The organism is Magnetococcales bacterium (genome assembly GCA_015228935.1).
Taxonomy (GTDB): Bacteria; Pseudomonadota; Magnetococcia; order Magnetococcales; family DC0425bin3; genus HA3dbin3.
This window is the reverse complement of the sequence record JADGCO010000006.1, coordinates 41,160-59,121: the sequence shown is the minus strand read 5'-3', so window position 1 is coordinate 59,121 and position 17,962 is coordinate 41,160. Positions and strand designations below refer to the sequence as shown.

Sequence of the window (17,962 nt, the reverse complement as noted above, 5' to 3'; positions counted from 1 at the left end):
GCTGACCGAAGATGCGGATCCTCCCGACGGGACGCCCTGGCTGACCGAAGATGCGGATCCCCCCGACGGGACGCCCTGGCTGACCGAAGATGCGGACCCCCCCGACGGGACGCCCTGGCTGACCGAAGATGCGGATCCCCCTGATGGGACGTTTTGGCTGGCTGCGGATGCAGACCCTCCCGATGGGACGTTCTGGCTGACTGTGGGCGCAGGTTCTCCCGTCGGGATGGTCTGACTGACCGAAGATACGGGTCTCCCTGATGGTGCTGCATCACGCATTGCCGTCTCAAATGCCTGAGTCGTGGATGGCGTCGTAGAAAATGCAGCTTCCGAATGAGACGTTCTGATATCCGCATTGCCGGGTTCGTTGGTACCGAATGAATTGTCCAGAATACCACGATCAGCATCATCTCCCCAGGCTGGCAGCACGCTTTCCAGCGAAGAAGAAGCCATGGCCAGACGTTGCGGATCTCGCAACACTGGCCACAGATAGACACCGATACCGATCCAGGCAATCAGCAAAAGACCGAAAGTCAAAACTCCCTTTTTGTGGAAGGGACCCTTCTGTTCAGAAGCTTCATGGTCCGCGGACTCCTGGTCCGCATCTGGCACTTGCTCGGAATTGTCCAAAGTCATCCCCGGTTGTGGTCATTGTTCCTACTCCTCGACGGCGGGAGCGGATTCCAGACCCAACCGACGGGAGAACACCTGGTACCCCCGCAACAGATCCAAAGCCCTTTGCAACTGATAATCTTCCTTGCTCCGACCGGTTATCTTGTCGGTATCGGCGGGATCTTTTTCTTTATCTTTGTTCTTGTCGTCATCCTTGTTTTTATCTTTCTCCCTGGCTTTATCTTTGTCTTTATCTTTGTCTTTGTCTTTGTCTTTGTCTTTGTCTTTATGGGTCTCTTTGCCCTGCTCCGCAAAATCATCCTCGCCTGGCATCAAATCCCCTTCATCTTCGCTTCTCAGATGTCCCTTCAAATCTTTTTCTTTGGGACGGTCACCGACCTCCTGCTTGGCGGTGAAGCTTAAATCCTCGACAACCAGATCCGGCGCAATGCCCTTGGCCTGAATGGAGCGACCATTTGGAGTGTAATACTGGGCTGTGGTCAGACGCAGCCCGGATCCATCCGGCAAGGGGAATATGGTTTGCACCGACCCCTTGCCAAAGGACTGTGTTCCCATGATCACGGCCCGTTTATGATCCTGGAGCGCTCCTGCCACGATTTCCGATGCCGATGCCGAGCCGCCATTGATCAACACGACCATAGGCACGCCATCTGTCAAATCTCCTGGTTGGGCGTCAAAGGACATATCCTTTCCCGGGATGCGTCCCTTGGTATAGACGATTCGGCCACCATCCATGAAGGCGTCTGCCACTTGCACGGCCTGGTCCAGCAGACCGCCCGGATCGTTACGCAAATCCAGTACCAAACCTTGGATACCGCGTTTATCGACCTGTCTCTTCATCTCTTCCAGGGATGTTTGCAACAGGGGGAACGCCTGCTCATTGAATTGGATGATCCGGACGTAGCCAATATTGCCGGATTCCATCCGCCATTTGACGCTGTGAACCTTGATGATGGCTCTGACCAGATTGAAAATCAGAGGTTTGCTCTCGCCCCGGCGCATGATGGTCAAATTGATGCCGGTGCCGGGTTTGCCGCGCATCCGCTTGACCGCTTCCATGAGGTCCATGTCCTGGGTGCTTTCCTCTTCGATCTTGATGATCATGTCGCCGGCCTTCATTCCGGCCCGGAAAGCAGGCGTATCCTCGATGGGCGATACCACCTTGATGGCCCGGTTTCCCCGGGTGATCTCAATGCCGAGGCCACCAAACACCCCCTGGGTTTCTGTCTTCATCTCCTTGAAACTTTCCGGCGGCAGAAATGAAGAGTGGGGATCCAGGGTTTTCAGCATGCCATGAATGGCACCGTAGAGAACTTTCTTGTTATCGATCTCTTCGACATAATTTTGTTTGATCTGATCATAAACCTCTGAAAATACTTTAAGTTTTTCGTAGGCCACCTGATCAAAAGCCAGGACCTTCTCCGAGGCCACATGCAGTCCCACCAGGACGGCCAGTGCCACAAAGACATACCAGAAACGACTGCCTTTTTTGAACGATACGATCATCGATGACTCCTGCCTGCTCGGCTCACACAAATTCAATCCAGCAAACGTATTTGATTGTTACCGCGTTTTCAACCGCCACTTGCCAGCCATTGCTGGGGATTGTCCACCTTGCCCTGATGGCGGATTTCAAAGTAGAGACCGGGAATTCCTTCCAGGGATCCGGTATCTCCGGATTCGGCTATCTTGTCACCTTCATTGACCCAGTCACCCTGGTTGACCAGGAGGCGCTGATTGTGTCCATACAAGGAGTATGCACGGTGTCCGTGTCCCAGGATGATCATGAGACCATATCCCCGAAACCAATCTGCATAAACCACTTCGCCCCGATAAACAGCCCGCACCGGTGTGGCCGGTTGGGTCTGGAAAAACATTCCCGGGGGTTTTCTTCGTCCATGCCCGGGAACCGGCTGTGGCAGGCGACCCCGTTGTTCTTCTATCCGCCCGAATCTGGCATCTTTTTCAGCCGGAGCGTGGCGGATTTTTCCGGATCGATTGTCAACCGTGTCCTGATCGTCGTCGGCCTCGTCTTCTTTTTCCCGGATCACCTTGGCTGCCTTGCCCCGGGCTTCTTTGGCGGCTTGTTCCCGGGCTTCTTTGGCGGCTTTTTTGCGGGCGATTCTGGCTTCTTTTTCCTGGGCAGCCTTGATTTTTTCTTCCTGGAGGAGGGTCTCCAGCCGCGTCACGAAAGTTTCCAGCCGCTCCTGGGATTGAGCCAGTTCGGCAACCTGCCGATCTCGCGTTTCTGCGTCCTTTTTGACTCTCTGCAACAAGGTGGCGCGTTCTTCGCGGCGATGCAACAGTTGCTGGCGTTCTGTTTCCTGTTTGGCGGTGATTTTTTCCAGACGTTCCAACAGCGCTTTGTGGCCTTTGATGGCGGCATCGAGACGCACGACCGTGTCGCGATATTCCAGAAAGCGTCGATTGCGGGCCTGAATCAGATAGCCAAAATACTGGACTCCTTCGCGCCGCTTGCCAACATCCTGCGACGAAAACAACATTTTGAGCATGCCTTGTTCACCGATGCCGTAGGCCATTCGCAACTGCTGATTCAACAAATGCCGGGCGCGTTCCTGTTCCCCTTTCAGGATCTGGATTTGCTGGGTCAATTCGGGGACCTGTTCTTTCAACTGGTTGGCGTGGTTCATCAATTCCTTGCGGCGTTGTTCATCATCAGCCAGTTGCCGGTCCAGGATTTCCAGCTCTCCCAGCAAGGTTTTTTCCTGACCTTTGGCCTGATCAAGGGCGGATTGTTCCTGGTGCAGGCGGTTGACAACCTGTTGCAGACGGGCGCGATTTTGTTCCAGGGATCGGGCATCGTTTCTCGCTGCCCGAGCCAGGGGAGAGTACAATCCCAGGAGCAGCACAAGGGACCAGACAAACCAGTCTGATGATAGATTTTGCCGGAGCGCGACCAGACCATTGTCGGGCAATGGTGCAAAGAACTGGTCCTGCCAACCCTGGATCCACTTGATACGCATGCTTCAGGTACCTTGACTGGATGCCTGCGCCATTGCGCCACCCCGGATGGTATGCATTCATTTTGGCGACCAACCGGGGTGGATATTCACGTTTCGTTGCATACCGATGCGGTGTTGCTCGTCCGTTGCACGTCCAAAAATGGATGCCTGTTGCCAGACATGACCTGTTTACAACGTGATGAGCGGACGTCCAGTCATGGCGGCTGGTTGGGGCAAGTTCATGAGACGCAACAGGGTGGGGGCAATGTCACACAAAGCGCCATTGGTCATGGTGGCCTTGCGTCCCAGATAAAGTAAAGGTGCCGGATTGTTGGTGTGCGCGGTATGGGGTTGGCCGTTCTCATCGACCATCTGGTCCGCATTGCCATGATCTGCCGTGATCAACAATTCCCCGCCAGCACCCAGAACCGCATCCGCCAGACGTCCCAGACAGGCATCCACAGTCTCGATGGCCTTGACTGCGGCAGAAAATATACCGGTGTGACCAACCATGTCCGGATTGGCATAGTTGACCACAATCAAATCATACTGACCACCCTGAATACGTTCCAGGACAGCATCTGTCAGGGGCATTGCGGACATTTCAGGCTGTAGATCGTAGGTTGCCACCCGGGGTGATGGAATCAGCAGTCGATCTTCTCCCGGGCAGGGAGCCTCTTCGCCCCCATTGAAAAAGTAGGTGACGTGGGCATATTTTTCGGTTTCGGCGGCCCGCAACTGTTTCAGACCATGGCGGCCAATTTCCTGACCCAGCAGTTCCTGCAAACGTTCGGGCGGAAAGGCCACGGATACATTTTGCAGGGATTCATCATAAAGGGTCAGGGTGACGAAGGCGGACAAACGGGGCAGACGCTCCCGTTTAAAGCCGGTAAACGCCTTGTCGCCTTCGGTGGGATCGGTAAACACATGGCTGATTTCGCGTACCCGGTCGGCACGAAAATTGAGCATCAGGATGGTATCTCCATCCCGGACCGTGCCGATGGCCGCGCCGTTTTCCACGATGACCGTTGGTTTGACAAACTCGTCATTTTCGTCTCGCGCATAGCCGGCCCGCACGGCGGACAATCCATCCGCAGCCGTGAAACCCTTTCCCTGGGTCAGCATGTCGTAGGCGGTTTGGACCCGGTCCCAGCGTTTGTCGCGATCCATGACCCAATAGCGCCCACATATCGTGGCGATCCGTCCGGCTCCCAGGGCCTGCAACCCCTTTTCAAAGTCGGCCACAAATTCCATGGCAGAACGGGGTGGTGTATCCCGACCATCCAGGAAACCATGCACAAATATTTTTTTGGCACCGTTGTCTCTGGCAGTTTGCACGGCAGCAAGCATATGGTCCGTATGAGAATGAACACCGCCTGGAGAGAGCAGACCCATGATGTGAACCGCACCACCGGCAGCCACGGCCTTGCCAATCCCTTCAACAAAGGCCGGATTCCGATGAAAGCTTCCCTGCTTGACGGCCAGGGTGATCCGGGTCAACTCCTGGTAGACGATGCGCCCGGCTCCCAGATTCATGTGTCCCACTTCGGAGTTGCCCATTTGACCATCCGGCAACCCCACATGACCGGCTGATGTTTCCACCAGGGAGTGGGGACGGGATTGCATCCACTGGTCAAAATTGGGCGTTCGCGCCGCATGAATCGCGTTATTGGCTGTTTCACTCCGGAAGCCCCAGCCATCCAACACCACCAGCACCATCGGTTTCGGTCTCATGGTCCATTTCTCTATCGGCAGCAAGGTTGCAAAAAAATATCGGATGGAAAATCTAACACACTCTCGTCAAGGAACCAATGGTACTGCCAGTACACATCGACAAGTTCTTGCTTGACAGAACAGGTTCGTCTAGAGTTGGGGACCAGGTGGCTTTTTTCTGGAGGAGTGCCGGAGCGGTTGAACGGGACGGTCTCGAAAACCGTTGTGGGGGCAACTCCACCCAGGGTTCGAATCCCTGCTCCTCCGCCACCCCTTTTCCAAAAGGCTTTCTCACGCCCCCAAAGAAACCGCTTATCCCCTCCCAGTCCTGAAAAATTCTTCAATAATTCCAAATGTTACGAAGTTGCCTGGGTCTTGGTTCACTCGTTTGACTCTACCTTCCACCGTCCCAGAGACGGCTGTTTTTTTCTCTCTTCGCCCCCATTCTCCATTTCAACTATACCGTGGGCCAAAAGGTATAGTTAACTTCACCTCTGATTTCATTGGACTTTTTTTTGGCCATTCCGCACCAGTGACTGGGTGGGCAAGAGGTACCCAGGATAAACTTTTCTCTATCATCAATGCACTGAAATTTCTGTGAATTTGTGTATTCATGATGGCTCCTGGTTGCCAAGAGGATGGTGGTGTCATGACGAAAAGCTGCAACCAGCAGAAACGCGCTGACCAACGTGCCCAGCGGAAACGGTCACGGTCTGGAAAGCATCCGACGCCACGCAAACCCCTCACCCGGGCAATGACCGAGGAAGAGTTTCAGCAGGTGATCAATCCAATGGTGGCCAAGGTGGCTGGAAAAACGGGATTGGAAGACGGCAAGATCAAGGTTACCATCCAGGCCATGGCTGAGATGGGTGTGGTTGGGATCAATGATCGTGATGAGATTTTGCCGTTGAATCGGCTGAAGTAATTGAAAGTGGAAATTAAACACGGAGGGTGGAAACTTGTTCCACCCTCTTTTGGCGTGTCATTGATCAGACTGGAGGTCCAAATGACACCCGCATCGTACCAAGGGGGATTGTTTTACGCCATTGCAACTTCTGGAAATCCATACTTCCGCCGCTGCTCTTCCCAGGCCAGAGGGATACCATCGCGCAGTTCCTGGAGGGTCAGACCGGCAGGTTGACGCCCATCCAGAATCGCTTCGATGATGTCCGGGGCGAGCAAGGAGAGGTCAAACAAGCGGCTGACGTAGCCGATGCTGATGTTTTCCTTGGCGGCAATCTCCGTCAGGTTGGATGCCTTTCCTTGGTCCAGCATTTTGCACCACTTCCAGCCACGAGCCACGGCCTGGATCAGGGTGTCATCGCGGTGGGTTTTGGGTGCGACTCGGCTCCCTCCATGGTCTGGATGGCTGTCACCTGTCGCAATACGCTGATGCTCATGCCCGTTCTCCGTTTGGTTGTTTCTTGCGAACATGAGGGCGTGTTCTTGGCGACTTATCCAGTGGAATTTTCTCTGTTTTTCTCAATTTCAGCACCCGTCTGACCCCGGCGGCCAGGATGGCAGCGACCTCGGTCAGGCGCTCTTCGGTGGTCATGTGGGCGGGGTTGGTAGATGCGATCAAAGAGCATTACCTCTGCGACGTGACCGTTGATTTCATGCTATCGTAACAGAGGAGGAAATCGACTATAATGCATCGAGGTGTCCGGACATTTTGGTTAAAGGGCTGCAGAGGATGGACTATTCAGAAATTCTTCATGAATTACAAAGTGCAAGCTCGTTCGATTTGTATCGGCTGAGGATTGGGATTGATGGCATGTTGGACCAACCGGAACGGCTTCTCCTGATCAAGCGGCAGTTGCGGCCCGGGATGGAGATATCCTATTTCAGCAGCAAGGAAAACAAACTGGTCGATGCTGTCGTGGAAGATGTGCGTCGAACTTGCCTGTATGTACGTAACAAGGCAGATGGCAAACAGTGGAGCGTTCCCCTGTACTCAGTCAACCTGGGTGGGGTCAATACGGACATCCATCTGCGTCAGGGGCAAAATGGACTGGACAAGAACCAGTTGAAGGTTGGAGACCCCGTTGGGTTTCATGACCGTGAGAACCGGGAGCAGTACGGAAATGTCCTTCATCTTAATCAGAAAACGGCTTCCATCATGACTCGAAATGGTTCGCGATGGCGCGTGGCTTACAGTTTGTTGTTCAAGGTTATGGATGGAAATGGTCGGCAGGAGTCTGAAATCAACCTGATTGAAGGCACGATTCTGGAGCGATGACCATGACATCACCCCAAGAAAATACCTCGTTGCAGACAGTCCAGGAAAATTACAACCGATTGACGGCAACCGAACAGGTTGTCTTGCAACTGCTTTCCATCCTGTTGGAATCCACTAACCGAACAAATCTGGCACTGTATTTGGGGAAATCTGGCATCGTTGGAAAAAACGGTAAACCTCTAACTACGATGGCATTGGCTCCGATTCTTGAGCGGATGCAGGTTTTTGGTCTGATCACAGTTGATAAATATGCTCCCAATATGTTTCGCTGTAATTCGACCATTGCTGACCATGCGACTCGGTCTGCCATGGATGCCGACAGGTTTCTCAAAATGGTCGCTGTCATTCGGTCGGAGTCACGATCATATTACTATCCAGGAAAATTCGTCAGCTTTGATCATTGCTTGCGAGATCTGCGTATCTCCATTTATTCTCGTGACCAAAAGTCGTTTGTGAGCATTCTGGAAACTGCTTATAAGCAATTCCCGAGAGAGATGGCGCAGAAACGTCCGTTTGTCATGATTTGTGCCACTCCTTTTGATGCAGGTCGATTTTTGGATTTGCCACCATCCATTCAGGTTGAGGCACTGGAAGAGATTGTTTCTGAGCATTTGCATAAATTTTCTGATATTGCGGAAATTCTGCGTGTACTGCGTGAACTCTGCCATCACCCAGATGCTGTGGTGGGTTCTCGACTCAGAAGGTTGTTGGTGGTCACCCTTGTTTTCCAGGGACATCTTACGGAAGCCCAAGCCATTTTGGATGCCACAGAACCGGTTGATCGCGCCCTCCAGTTGCAAGGATGGATTTATTTTTTGCGCGGGGAGAATGAAAAGGCCATCCATGCTTATGAGGCAGTTCTGAAACTCGCGAAAAAGAACATTGAAAAACATAGAATTATTTCAGGAACAATAAGTGGTGTCTTTTTTCTCTTCGCTTTATTGAAGAGTGAGGATTCTGCTCACCGTATTCGGTTGGCCGAATTACTGGCTTTGGCTCGCAAGACGCCGAAGGTCCCTTCTGACCCAACTCTACGCTGTTTGGATGCCGTGCTTTTGGCGCAAGAGAATAAAACGGCTCAAGCCTTGGCACACCTTGAAGGAGGTTTTGTGGATCAGGGAGTGGACCTGGGGGATTTCTTGCCGGAGGGAAAGGGTAGCAACAGCAACTTGTTCAAAATGTTCAGAATGGAGATGGAAAGTATCTGGCCAACCAAAAAAGAAGACGATACATCCCTGGTGAAGCTGTTCAAGATGGTGGCCCGATATTGGATTGATGGCGATTATGCCAAAAAGCATGTCCATGACCTGAAAGCTCTGTTTGACCAAGCTGAAAAGAACGGTTACCGATGGGTTGCCATGGAGTGTGCCGCACTCATGGTTGCCTTGGACCCGGAAGCAGCCACCCTTGCCGAGTATGCAGCCACAATCCAACGGGAAACTGGTCTGCAAAGCTTGTTGCCCATTGTTCCTCGGGAAGAGGGGTGGAAACGCGCTCTGAAGGCGTTGGCCAACATGGGAGTTCCCGATAAGAGTAAGATTGCGGTCAAAGCCGGTGGCAGCAGCCGTTTGATCTGGATGATCAATTTGCGAGACAATCATGTCACCATCCAACCTCGGGAACAGGTGCGATCTGCGACCGGCATCTGGTCCAAGGGACGACCAGTGGCCCTGAAGCGATTGTCTCGGAATCCTGAGAACCTTGATTTTTTGACCGATCAGGATCGGCGGATATGCGCGACAATTGTCCAGGAAACCAACTATTACGATGGAACATTCTACGAATTTGACTGGTCGAAAGCCATGTTGGCCATGGTGGGACATCCCCTGGTATTCTGGGAGAAGTCACCCCAGATCAACGTCGAAGTGGTCAAGGTCGAACCGGAACTTCTTGTCAAGCAGAAAGGTGGGCAGGTCAAGGTTCGTTTTGCCACACCAGTGGAGAGAGAGGGGGTCATTGCCATCCAGGAAACCCCTACACGCTGCAAGTTGATCGAAATCACGACAGCCCACAAGAGAATTGCTGAGATTCTCGGTGCGAGAGGCTTGCAAATCCCGGTCAAGGCCAAGGAACAGGTGATGCAGGCCATGCAGGCGGTCTCGTCGCTGGTGACCATCCACTCTGGTATTGGTGGTGGCATGGTCAATATCGAAGAGGTTCCAGCAGATGCCACCCCGCATCTTCATTTGTTGCCACATGGAGATGGACTCAAAGTCAACTTGTTGGTTCGTCCGTTTTCTGGTGACGGTCCCTACTTCCAACCAGGCAAGGGGGGCACGACCATCATTGCCGAGGTCAACGGCAAGCGGGTGCAGACCCACCGGCAATTCAAGGAGGAAAGTAACCGTGCCCGTTCCCTGGTGATGGCCTGCCCTACCCTGGCCGGGGAGGAGAGTCAGACCGAGTGGATTTTGGAAGACCCGGAGGCCTGTCTGGAACTGCTTTTGGATCTGAAGACCGTGGCAGAGCAGGTGATCATCGCCTGGCCTGAAGGTGAAAAAATGCGGGTAAGCAACCCTGTGGCCATGGATGGTTTACGGGTCCGCATTCAGCGCGATCAGGATTGGTTTTCCGTGACCGGTGACATCTCCCTGGACGAAGACCTGGTCATGGAAATGGGACGGATGTTGGACATGATGCGCGACAAGGAGAGCCGTTTCATTCCCCTGGGTGAGGGCCGCTTCATTGCCTTGACGAAAGCATTCCGCAAACGCCTGTCAGAAATCGATGCCTTTTCTGAAAAAAATGCCCAGGGACAACGCTTTCACCCCCTGGCCAGCCCGGTTTTCCGGGAGTTGCTTGCCGATGCCAAGACGGTCGAAACCGATCAGCACTGGCGTACCCACCTGAAGCGTTTTGATCAGGCCCAGGGTCTTGATCCAGAGCCTCCCTCCACGTTGCAAGCAGAGTTGCGTGATTATCAGGTCGTGGGTTTCAGATGGCTGGTTCGCTTGGCGGCCTGGGGGGTAGGTGCCTGTTTGGCGGATGACATGGGTCTGGGCAAGACCTTGCAGGCCCTGGCACTTCTTCTGTACCGGGCACAGGAAGGACCATCGCTGGTGGTGGCCCCGACATCTGTTGCTTTGAATTGGCTGACAGAGATCGACCGCTTTGCTCCGACTCTGCGTGGCGTCGTATTCGGTGGTGGCCAACGCCAGCAGACTCTGGATACCCTGAAACCCTTCGATGTGGTGATTTGCAGTTATGGTCTCTTGCAACAAGAAGCCGATATGTTGGCGGCGATCCGATGGAACGTCATTGTGCTGGATGAGGCCCAGGCCATCAAGAACCGGCTGACCAAACGCTCCCAGTCGGTCATGGCCCTGGCCGGGTCGTTCCGGATCATCATGACCGGCACACCCCTGGAAAATCATCTGGGCGAGGTGTGGAATCTGTTCCGATTCATCAATCCTGGACTGCTGGGGTCGCTGGATGTGTTCAACGAACGATTTGCATCTCCCATCGAACGCTACGGGGACAAGGGTGCCCAGAAAAGATTGCGGAAATTGATCCAGCCTTTCCTGCTTCGGCGCACCAAGAGCCAAGTTCTCGAAGAACTGCCGCCCCGGACCGAAATCATTTTGAATGTCGAGATGAGTCCCGAAGAGATGGCTTTTTATGAGACCTTGCGCCGCAAGGCCATTGAGCAGATTGAAAATCTCGATGGACCCGTCGAACAGAAACGATTCCAGATTCTGGCCGAGATCATGCGCCTACGCCGGGCTTGCTGCAACAGTCGCCTGGTTTTGCCTGACAGCCCCATCGAAAGCACCAAACTGGCCATTTTCTGGGAGGTGGTGGAGGAGCTGCTGGAGAACCGGCACAAGGCACTGGTGTTCAGCCAGTTTGTCGATCACCTCGCCATCATCAGGGGGTTGCTGGACGAAAAGAAAGTCGTCTACCAATACCTGGATGGCAGCACACCGGCCAATGAACGGCAGCGCCGTGTCGAGGCCTTTCAATCGGGAGAAGGCGACTTGTTTCTCATCAGCCTCAAGGCAGGAGGGGTCGGCATCAACCTGACGGCGGCGGACTATGTGATCCATATGGACCCCTGGTGGAATCCAGCGGTAGAGGATCAGGCTTCGGATCGTGCCCATCGGATTGGTCAGATGCGTCCGGTGACAATCTATCGTTTGGTCACCCAAGAAACCATTGAGGAGAAAATTGTGGATTTGCACCGGCACAAGCGAAATCTGGCTGACGGCCTATTGGAGGGTGGTGACATGAGCGGCAGGCTGTCGGTGGAAGAGTTGCTGAACATGATTCGCGGGCAAAAGTGAATTGGCTTTGTCGTGTTTCATTAGAGGACATCCGGCATGTGCATGTTGCTCGAACGAAAAATTTGCCATCCTCCATTGTCAACAAGGAGGATGCCATGCACCACGATGTCATGGATGATCTTTGGGAGCAAATTAGAACCCCTTGGCATCCATGCTGAGTCTCCTTCTGTACACTCCGTTTTGGTCAACCAACATGATCAAAGATATGCGAAAAAATTACCAGAATCAACCGATTTTAGATCGTCCACGGTTAAATGTGGTGGTACCGATCCCGGTTCACTCGCATGAAAGGTGGAGACGACGGGAATGCCATGCAGGCGGGCCGCCAGGCGACCCAGCACACCCGCCTTGTAACCGTGGGTGTGCAACACCCCGGGACCTTCCTGCTGCAAAACCCTGGAAATATCCAACGGATTTTCCGGCAGATACCGGACGGGAACATTCCCGGTAAGCAGGCGTTGTTCCAGGGGATGGCGATTATGGCGCTGCAAAAAAACCACCCGTGCATGATGGCCGGCCTGACACAAAGCCACGGCCAGATGTTCCACATGGGTTTCCATGCCGCCCATGCCCCGCGAGTCCAGCAATAACAAAACTTTCCGCATCGTTGTCTCTCCCCGCCATGACATGGACAGAAACCCGATCCACGACCGCCCGGATGCACCCGTCTTACAATCCATTGTTTCGAATCGCAAAAATTTTGATTTTCATGGCCGTCTGCCGTCCGGAATCCCTGGTCCCGGATTTCATGTTCGGAATCTCTTGTTTCGAATCGCAAAAATTTTGATTTTCATACCCATTCGCCGTAAGGTGGCCTGTTGGCGATTGTGTGCGGGCCGGGGTTGTCATGAATGAGGAGAAGACACATGTCACGTTATCTGGTTACCGGAGGTGCCGGGTTTATCGGTTCGCATCTGGTGGAGCGTTTGTTGTTCTCGGGACATCAGGTCCGGGTGCTGGATGACCTCTCCACCGGCTCCCTGAACAATATTCCACCCGGAGTGGAATTGATACAAGGCGATGTGACCGACGCGGAACCAGTCAGACAGGCCATGCAGGAGGTGGTCGGATGTTTCCACCTGGCGGCGATTGCCTCGGTCGAGCGATCCAATCGGGAGTGGGTCGATACCCATCGCGTCAACCAGACCGGGGCAGTACGCATTTTTTCCGCAGCCCGCGCAGCCAATCCAGATGCCCCCATACCCGTCGTCTATGCCTCATCGGCGGCTGTTTATGGGGACAATCCAGCCCTGCCGCTCTCGGAAACAACACAACCCATGCCCCTGACCGCCTACGGAGCCGACAAGCTGGGATGCGAATTGCACGCCCGGGTGGCAGGTCTGGTGCATCGCATTCCCAACGTGGGACTGCGCTTCTTCAATGTCTACGGATCGAGGCAGGATCCCCTTTCCCCCTACTCGGGTGTGATCTCCATCTTCATGCAACGTGCCAGGCAGAAAGAAAGCCTGGCAATCTTCGGTGACGGGGGCCAGACAAGAGATTTTGTTTTTGTGACAGATGTGGCAGAAATGCTCTACAGGGCCATGGAGCAGGCCCATACCGGGATGGGAGTGTTCAACGTCTGTACCGGTACAGCCACGTCTGTCCGGGAACTTGCCATGCAGGTCAATCTGCTGCAAGGAAATGCCGCAACCACGATATATCATCCCTCCCGCCCCGGAGACATCCGGTTTTCCCTGGGAAATCCTGCCCGGGCAGAACAGGTGTTGGGATTCCGACCCGCCACACCCCTGGTCGAAGGGTTGCGAATCCTGCGCGAGTGGCAAACCGGCACAGATGGATCCGCGTGCCAGGCGTGATGCCGGCGTCAATAAACGTCCGCAAACAGTTCCTTCAACCACTCATTCCGAGTGAATCGCATGCATCGTATCACCCATTTTTCTTCCACAGACATGGTGTTGCTTGGCGAGAAGCTGCGTTGCTCCGGGCAGAATGCCGGTTCCATGGAACAGGTTGCCCGGAATATAACCCGCCTGCTTTATGAAGGCGTGGGCGATATGGAGACCCGGGAGCGTTCCTTTGTTCTGGTTCGCCTGTTCAAAACCCACCCACTCCAACAATTACCGGAATCCTTGCAGCGTATCGCAGAAAGCACTTTGCCAGGGGAACGGGCAATCCAACAACCACAATGTTTGACCCTGCTTGGTACATCTGGAGACAAGGATGCCTGGAACCATCGCCAGGATTCCCGGAATCATCAGGCCATCCCCTTGTTCAGCGAAGAATTTACCCGATCCCTGCCGATGGTGGCGAATCTGTTGACCGGACTTGGTCTGGAAATATCGAGCGTCATCCAACCGGTGGAATCCGTTCGGGTCACAGGCAACGATCCCAGATTCAATGTATTCTTTGTCGAGCAGGCAGCGGGCAGTCCGATCATTCCGGCACAGGATGAATTTGTCGTACCCTGTGGCATTCAGTCCGTGATTGGTTTTGGTGGCGTTTTGCCCTCCAACAGCGTGTTTGCCGTCATTGGTTTTTCAAGGCACCCGATTTCCCCTGCCACCGCAACCATGTTTCAAGCCCTGGCAAGAAACGTCAAGGTTGCCCTGCTCCCGTTCGAGAGGCAGGTGTTTACTGACGCTTCCGAAAACGGGATCAGGCAGGAGATCGACCTTGCCGGTTCGGACAACGAGACCCTGAAAAATCAGGTGCAGGCACTCAACGACATATTGTCCGTAACCGTGGAAACAATCCAAAACCATGACAAGGAGCTGCACAACATCAACCTGCGGTTGCAGCAGGCCAATGCCGAACTCATGGTCCAACGCAATGCCCTGCTGCTGGCAGAAGCACGCAACCGTTCCATCGTTGACACTGTTGTGGATGGCATTGTCAGCATCGATGACCAGGGATTGATCCTGACGTTCAACCCGTCGGCAGAAAAATTGTTCGGTTACAGCCGGGAAGAGGTGATCGGAAAGAATGTCAGGCTGCTGATGCCCGAACCTTATCACAGCCAGCATGACGGTTATTTGCGCAACTATATCACCACGCACGAGGCAAAAATCATCGGGATTGGTCGCGAGGTGGTGGGACAGCACAAGAATGGGAGTGTATTTCCCATGGAGTTGGCCGTCAGTGAAATGCAGGTGGAGGGACGGCAAATGTTCACCGGCATCGTGCGCGACATCACCCATCGCAAGAAAACGGAACAGGCTCTCCTGGAATCCAAGGAGTTGGCCGACAAGGCCAATCGTGCCAAGGGCGAATTTCTCGCCCACATGAGCCATGAAATCCGCACCCCCATGAATGCCATCCTGGGCATGTGCCATCTGGCCATGCGCACCCACCTGACCGACCAACAGCGCGATTATCTGTCCAAGATGCATGCTGCGGGCACCTCTTTGCTGGCCATCATCAACGACATACTGGACTATTCCAAGATTGAGGCCGGCCAGCTTACCATGGAGTCCATCCAGTTTGATCTGGATGCGGTTTTCAACCAGGTTTCCAACATTGTCGGTCTCAAGGCTGCGGAAAAGGGGTTGCAATTGAAGCTGTCCCGCGCCGCGAACCTCGCCTTTCCCCTGATCGGCGACTCCCTGCGCCTGGGACAGATACTGGTCAATCTTGTCAACAATGCCGTCAAGTTTACCGAACACGGCGAAGTCGTGGTCAATGCCGAACTGGTGCAAAGCCGGGAAAATTGGGTGCAACTCCGTTTCTCGGTCCGGGATACCGGCATCGGCATGACCGGGGAACAGGCTGACAAACTGTTCAAGGCGTTCAGTCAGGCCGACGCTTCCACCACCCGGAAATATGGGGGAACCGGTCTGGGACTGTCCATCTGCAAAAAACTGGTGACGTTGATGGATGGTGACATTCGCTTGGAAAGCAGATTGGGAGAAGGAAGCACCTTCACCTTTACCATCTGGCTGGGAGCTGCCGTGGGCGAAAATGATCCTGCCTGCGTCGTGCAACCAGCCCGGCAGGACAATCTGGAACAGGGTGGCTTGCAGCACGATCTGCCCCTGAATTCGGCAAGGGGCAGAACCGTACACTTTTTTTCGAATACCAGGGTGTTGCTCGTCGATGACAACCGGATCAACCAGCAGATTGCCAGGGAATTGCTGGAAGATGTGGGCATCACCGTCACCATTGCCAACAATGGCAGGGAGGCCGTGGCGGCGGTCAACCAGGATGTTTGCGACATCGTTCTCATGGATATCCAAATGCCGGAAATGGACGGCCTGCAGGCCACCCGGATCATCCGAACAAATCCGAGGTTTGCCAACCTGCCCATTCTGGCCATGACTGCCCATGCCATGGCCGAGGATCGCCAGGTCAGCCTGGCTGCCGGGATGAATGATCATATCACCAAACCCATTGACCCGGATGCCCTTTACGCAACCCTGGCCCGCTGGCTTCCCTTGCAGGACCGGACCACATCCACTTCCGCACATCCCGTACAACCACAATGCGAACATCCGGACGCCGGGTCGTTTCCTGCATCCATACCAGGGATCGACCTGGTTGTTGGTTTGCGAAGCGTGCGCGGCAATCGCCCCCTGTTGATCAGGCTTCTCCTGAATTTTCACCAGGATTACGAAAATGTCATACCCCGGATGCATGCCAGCCTGGCACAAAATGATCTGGACACCGTGCAACGCACGGCCCATACTTTAAAAGGGATTGCTGGATCCATCGGCGCACCGGCACTGGGCGTGATTGCGGGGAGAATGGAACAATCTGTCCGGGATGGAAATATTTCCCCACTGAAGGCCATGATCAACGAACTGGAATCCTGTCTCGTTCCGGTTTTGGCGGGCCTTGCCTCACTGCGTCAACAACAGGCACCGACCGGCAAGACCGGAGAGCCGCCCCCCCCTGAAGAGAATCACCCCCTGGATATCCAGGCCCTGACGCCTCTTTTCGCTGTGATGATGCAGTTTCTGGACGAGGGAAGGGCCACGCGGGCTGTGGAAGTCCTTAAAGAAATCAAGATATTAATGAAAAACAGGGAGCGCCGGAATATTGAACAACTGGAAAAATCGCTTGACGATTTTGCCTTTGATGCGGCACAGGATTGCCTCAAAAACATGACGGCGGCGATGGATCTTCAGGTCGCAAAAACATGATTTTCATGATTCAACCCCTTGTCCGGGAGGTTTGCAACGTTGCGGCGCGAAACAATCCTCATCGTGGATGACGAAAAATACAATATCAACATATTGAAAGAGTTGCTGGACAAGACCTACGATGTCATGGTGGCCATGAACGGCGAACAGGCCATCAAACGGGCCAATGTCTCACCTCCCCCCGATCTGATCCTGCTGGATATCATGATGCCTGGCATGGATGGTTTTCAGGTCCTCGAACGTTTGCGAGCGGATCATGCGACATCTGAAGTTCCCATCATTTTCATCACAGCGATGGGCAATACGGACGATGAAACAAAAGGATTGGCCCTGGGAGCGGCGGATTATATTGCCAAACCATTCTCTCCCTCGGTGGTCCTGGCCCGGATTCAGACCCAATTGCGTCTGAAGTCAAGCCTCGTCCGGGAACGGCACCTCAATCAACAGTTGGTCTCACTGAGTGATGAGTTGATCCAAAAAAACAGCCAGTTGATCGAATTGAACAAAACGCTGCAAGACCTGGCCAGTCTGGATGGCCTGACCGGAATACCCAACAGACGCCGGTTTGACGAGTATCTTCAACAAGAGTGGAACAGGTCCATGCGGGACAAGATCCCGCTGGCGCTGATCCTGATCGATATCGATTTTTTTAAACCTTTCAATGACCATTATGGCCATGCTGCCGGTGATGAGTGCCTGAAAAAGGTCGCCCGGGTCCTGGTCGCCTCCATGGTGCGGACCATCGACTTTGTGGCACGTTACGGCGGTGAGGAGTTTGTCTGTGTCCTGCCGGAAACCGATGCCGCAGGGGTACACCTGGTGGCACAACGCCTGTTGGAAAATGTTGTTACCTTGGCCCATCCCCATGAACAGTCCAAGGTTGCAGCCCACGTCACCATCAGTCTGGGAGGGGCTGTCGTGATCCCTTCCCAGGAAGATTCGTTGCAACTGTTTTTGCGCCAGGCAGATGAAAGACTCTACAAAGCCAAGGCAGGGGGCAGAAACCGGTTTGTGGGTCAGGATTGAACA

11 protein-coding genes, 1 tRNA gene and 1 pseudogene are annotated in these 17,962 nt (G+C 54.0%); 8 read left to right on the top strand and 5 right to left on the bottom strand.

The features are described from left to right. The coding region (locus tag HQL65_03265) for a hypothetical protein (protein MBF0135231.1) at positions 1 to 235 on the top strand (235 nt) is incomplete at its 5' end. A gap of 422 nt (positions 236 to 657) precedes the next feature. Here HQL65_03265 and HQL65_03260 read toward each other — a convergent pair. The 3 genes from HQL65_03260 to HQL65_03250 all read right to left on the bottom strand — a co-directional run bounded on the left by HQL65_03260 (position 658) and on the right by HQL65_03250 (position 5,330). Continuing rightward, positions 658 to 2,139 carry a S41 family peptidase gene (locus HQL65_03260; GenBank protein MBF0135230.1) on the bottom strand — a complete coding sequence of 494 codons (1,482 nt, stop codon included), beginning with the start codon at positions 2,137 to 2,139 and terminating at the stop codon, positions 658 to 660. A gap of 68 nt (positions 2,140 to 2,207) precedes the next feature. Then, positions 2,208 to 3,617 carry a peptidoglycan DD-metalloendopeptidase family protein gene (locus HQL65_03255; GenBank protein MBF0135229.1) on the bottom strand — a complete coding sequence of 470 codons (1,410 nt, stop codon included), beginning with the start codon at positions 3,615 to 3,617 and terminating at the stop codon, positions 2,208 to 2,210. A gap of 168 nt (positions 3,618 to 3,785) precedes the next feature. Further along, positions 3,786 to 5,330 carry a 2,3-bisphosphoglycerate-independent phosphoglycerate mutase gene (locus HQL65_03250; GenBank protein MBF0135228.1) on the bottom strand — a complete coding sequence of 515 codons (1,545 nt, stop codon included), beginning with the start codon at positions 5,328 to 5,330 and terminating at the stop codon, positions 3,786 to 3,788. 159 nt (positions 5,331 to 5,489) lie between these two features. Here HQL65_03250 and HQL65_03245 point away from each other — a divergent pair. Together HQL65_03245 and HQL65_03240 are read left to right on the top strand one after the other, a co-directional pair. Beyond that, a tRNA-Ser gene (locus HQL65_03245) sits at positions 5,490 to 5,579 on the top strand. A gap of 379 nt (positions 5,580 to 5,958) precedes the next feature. Next, positions 5,959 to 6,234 (top strand): hypothetical protein, encoded by a 276-nt coding sequence (locus HQL65_03240; protein MBF0135227.1) that lies wholly within the window; start codon positions 5,959 to 5,961, stop codon positions 6,232 to 6,234. Between the two features lie 113 nt (positions 6,235 to 6,347). Here the strand turns inward: HQL65_03240 and HQL65_03235 are convergent, their stop codons facing one another. After that, positions 6,348 to 6,584, bottom strand: coding sequence for a hypothetical protein (locus HQL65_03235; protein ID MBF0135226.1), 237 nt, complete (start codon positions 6,582 to 6,584; stop codon positions 6,348 to 6,350). Positions 6,585 to 7,002: 418 nt separating this feature from the next. Here HQL65_03235 and HQL65_03230 point away from each other — a divergent pair, with 418 nt between their 5' ends. Further along, positions 7,003 to 7,548, top strand: coding sequence for a hypothetical protein (locus tag HQL65_03230; protein ID MBF0135225.1), 546 nt, complete (start codon positions 7,003 to 7,005; stop codon positions 7,546 to 7,548). A 494-nt stretch (positions 7,549 to 8,042) separates the two neighbouring features. Further along, positions 8,043 to 11,831 (top strand): ATP-dependent helicase, encoded by a 3,789-nt coding sequence (locus HQL65_03225; protein ID MBF0135224.1) that lies wholly within the window; start codon positions 8,043 to 8,045, stop codon positions 11,829 to 11,831. A gap of 197 nt (positions 11,832 to 12,028) precedes the next feature. Here the strand turns inward: HQL65_03225 and HQL65_03220 are convergent, their stop codons facing one another. Continuing rightward, positions 12,029 to 12,436, bottom strand: coding sequence for a glycosyltransferase (locus tag HQL65_03220; protein MBF0135223.1), 408 nt, complete (start codon positions 12,434 to 12,436; stop codon positions 12,029 to 12,031). Positions 12,437 to 12,697: 261 nt separating this feature from the next. Here HQL65_03220 and HQL65_03215 point away from each other — a divergent pair, with 261 nt between their 5' ends. From HQL65_03215 to HQL65_03205, 3 genes and pseudogenes are all read left to right on the top strand, one after another. Continuing rightward, positions 12,698 to 13,651, top strand: coding sequence for an NAD-dependent epimerase/dehydratase family protein (locus HQL65_03215; protein MBF0135222.1), 954 nt, complete (start codon positions 12,698 to 12,700; stop codon positions 13,649 to 13,651). A gap of 60 nt (positions 13,652 to 13,711) precedes the next feature. Further along, positions 13,712 to 16,933 (top strand): PAS domain S-box protein, encoded by a 3,222-nt coding sequence (locus tag HQL65_03210; protein ID MBF0135221.1) that lies wholly within the window; start codon positions 13,712 to 13,714, stop codon positions 16,931 to 16,933. A gap of 54 nt (positions 16,934 to 16,987) precedes the next feature. Beyond that, a pseudogene (locus HQL65_03205) lies at positions 16,988 to 17,959 on the top strand (diguanylate cyclase). Positions 17,960 to 17,962 lie beyond the last annotated feature (3 nt).

What these genes read in the sequence shown, in the direction of transcription:
- HQL65_03255 (MBF0135229.1), bottom strand. Translation starts at nt 3,617, where the DNA reads ATGCGTATCAAGTGGATCCAGGGTTGGCAGGACCAGTTCTTTGCACCA.
- HQL65_03250 (MBF0135228.1), bottom strand. Translation starts at nt 5,330, where the DNA reads ATGAGACCGAAACCGATGGTGCTGGTGGTGTTGGATGGCTGGGGCTTC.
- HQL65_03210 (MBF0135221.1), top strand. Translation starts at nt 13,712, where the DNA reads ATGCATCGTATCACCCATTTTTCTTCCACAGACATGGTGTTGCTTGGC.
- HQL65_03260 (MBF0135230.1), bottom strand. Translation starts at nt 2,139, where the DNA reads ATGATCGTATCGTTCAAAAAAGGCAGTCGTTTCTGGTATGTCTTTGTG.
- HQL65_03230 (MBF0135225.1), top strand. Translation starts at nt 7,003, where the DNA reads ATGGACTATTCAGAAATTCTTCATGAATTACAAAGTGCAAGCTCGTTC.
- HQL65_03240 (MBF0135227.1), top strand. Translation starts at nt 5,959, where the DNA reads ATGACGAAAAGCTGCAACCAGCAGAAACGCGCTGACCAACGTGCCCAG.
- HQL65_03225 (MBF0135224.1), top strand. Translation starts at nt 8,043, where the DNA reads ATGGCGCAGAAACGTCCGTTTGTCATGATTTGTGCCACTCCTTTTGAT.
- HQL65_03235 (MBF0135226.1), bottom strand. Translation starts at nt 6,584, where the DNA reads ATGCTGGACCAAGGAAAGGCATCCAACCTGACGGAGATTGCCGCCAAG.
- HQL65_03220 (MBF0135223.1), bottom strand. Translation starts at nt 12,436, where the DNA reads ATGCGGAAAGTTTTGTTATTGCTGGACTCGCGGGGCATGGGCGGCATG.
- HQL65_03215 (MBF0135222.1), top strand. Translation starts at nt 12,698, where the DNA reads ATGTCACGTTATCTGGTTACCGGAGGTGCCGGGTTTATCGGTTCGCAT.